The organism is Methylobacterium sp. WL18 (genome assembly GCF_008040015.1).
Taxonomy (GTDB): domain Bacteria; phylum Pseudomonadota; class Alphaproteobacteria; order Rhizobiales; family Beijerinckiaceae; genus Methylobacterium; species Methylobacterium mesophilicum.
In genome coordinates this window covers 1-2,021 of sequence record NZ_VRVD01000763.1, presented here as the reverse complement: position 1 = coordinate 2,021, position 2,021 = coordinate 1, and the positions used below count along the sequence as shown (strand labels likewise).

1 protein-coding gene and 1 pseudogene are annotated in these 2,021 nt (G+C 69.1%); both read left to right on the top strand.

All coding sequences use genetic code 11. The annotated features are described in order from the left end of the window. Positions 1 to 180: pseudogene (locus FV228_RS28005) on the top strand (pyridoxamine 5'-phosphate oxidase); the annotation flags it as partial. A gap of 308 nt (positions 181 to 488) precedes the next feature. Next, the coding region (locus FV228_RS34860; RefSeq protein ID WP_281406544.1) for a methyl-accepting chemotaxis protein at positions 489 to 2,021 on the top strand (1,533 nt) is incomplete at its 3' end.

Here is a 2,021-nt window from a genome sequence, read left to right as displayed (position 1 = left end):
GGCGACGCCTACACGCTGCCGGACGAGGTGACTGCGGCGACCCTTGGCCGGCCGCATTTCGCCGCCGTCCGGGTGCGAGCCGCGCGCCTGGACTTCCTCTATCTCGACCGCCGCGGACACCGCCGGGCGGCCTGGACCCGGGGGCAGGGCGACTGGACCGGCAGCTGGATCGCCCCGTGAGCGTCATGCTGCGGGGATAATGGCGTCCAGCGCCCGTCAACACCATTAAAATAACGTTACTGCTTTATTCAGACGCCTTACACGGCAAATTTGCAGAGTTCATAATTTATCCTGGTCGCAAAATTACCGCGCCCGATCTTTCGATCCGGACAGCATAGACATCGATCGGCAACGATTCACCTTGCCGCCATCCTCAGAAATCGACACAGATCTCTCGGGCACGTTCGCCATCGCGCCAAGCAGAGGCTTCCATGGAACTGATATCCAAGATCAATATTCCCACGAAGCTTTTTTCTGTCATTGCGTTGATGAGTCTGCTCTTCTTTGGATCAGCTTGGTACACATCGCAGAATGTCGCCGGGATCGACGTCGCCTACACGATCCTGCTCGACAAGGAATCGAAGGCGGTCGTCCGGGTGGCGCGTTTGAACCGCGTCGTCGCGCAGCTGAGCTACGTGGCCTTCCGCAGCGCGGCGGAAGCCGGCACGGCGGACGGGACCCGGGTCGGCATGGGCCTTGAGGCCCTCGTGGCCGAGGCCGCGAAGCTGGTCGAAGACGCCCGGCGCGACGCGCCCGCCTTCCGGGATCGGATCGACCGGATCGCCACGCAATTCGACGCCTATGCCCGGACCGTTCGGGACATGCGCAACCTCGCCGACAAGGGCCAGGGCAGCGAGGCCCTCGCGCTCGCACACCGGACGGCCGAACCGATCCGGGCGGAACTGACTGAAGCCGCCCGCACCCTCGTGGATGACATGGACGTCTCGGTCCAGAAGCGGTCGGACGACCTCACCGCCGAGACCAACGCGACCCGCTCCCTGCTGCTGATCGTCTCGCTCATCGGTATCGCCACGGGCATCATCGGGGGCGCCCTGGTCGTGATCCTCGGCGTGACGCGCCCGATCCGCCGGCTGACGGACGTGCTGCGGCGCATGGCGGATGGCGAGATCGACGCCGAGATCCCCGAGGCACGGCGCGGCGACGAGATCGGCCTGATCGGCCGCGCCGTGGAGGGCATCAAGGCGCTCGTCGCCCAGAAGGCAGCCGAGCAGGCCGAGATCCGGCGGGTCGCCGACGAGGCGGCCGCGGAGGCGCGCCGCCAGACGATGCTGGAGCTGGCCGACGGCTTCCAGGGCACGGTCGGCCGGATCATCGGCCAGGTCTCGTCCTCCGCCACCGAGCTGCAGGCCACCGCCCAGGCCATGACCGCCACCGCGACCCAGACCGCCAGCCAGTCCACCACCGTGGCGGCCGCCGCCGAGGAGGCCGCCTCCAACGTCAACACAGTGGCGAGCGCGGCCGAGGAGCTCGGCTCGTCGGTCCAGGAGATCGGCCGGCAGGTGGACGGCTCGGCCAAGCTCGCCCAGGGCGCCGTATCCGAGGCAGACCAGACCGCGACGCTGGTGCAGGAGCTGAGCGGCGCCGCCGCCGCCAAGGTCGGCGACGTGGTCCGGCTGATCACCGACATCGCGGCCCAGACCAACCTGCTGGCGCTCAACGCCACGATCGAGGCCGCCCGCGCCGGCGAGGCCGGGCGCGGCTTCGCCGTGGTGGCGGCCGAGGTGAAGGAGCTGGCCAACCAGACCGCCCGGGCCACCGAGGAGGTCGCCGGCCAGATCGGCCAGATCCAGACATCCACCGGGGCGGCCGTCTCGGTGATCGCGGCGATCACCGCCCGGATCAAGGAGATCGAGGCGGTGGCCACAACCATCGCGGCCGCGGTCGAGGAGCAGGGGGCGGCCACCCAGGAGATCGTGCGCAACGTCGGGCAGGCGGCGCAGGGCACCGGCGAGGTGACCAGCAACATCGCCGGCGTGGCCGGCGCCGCCGCGGAGACCGGC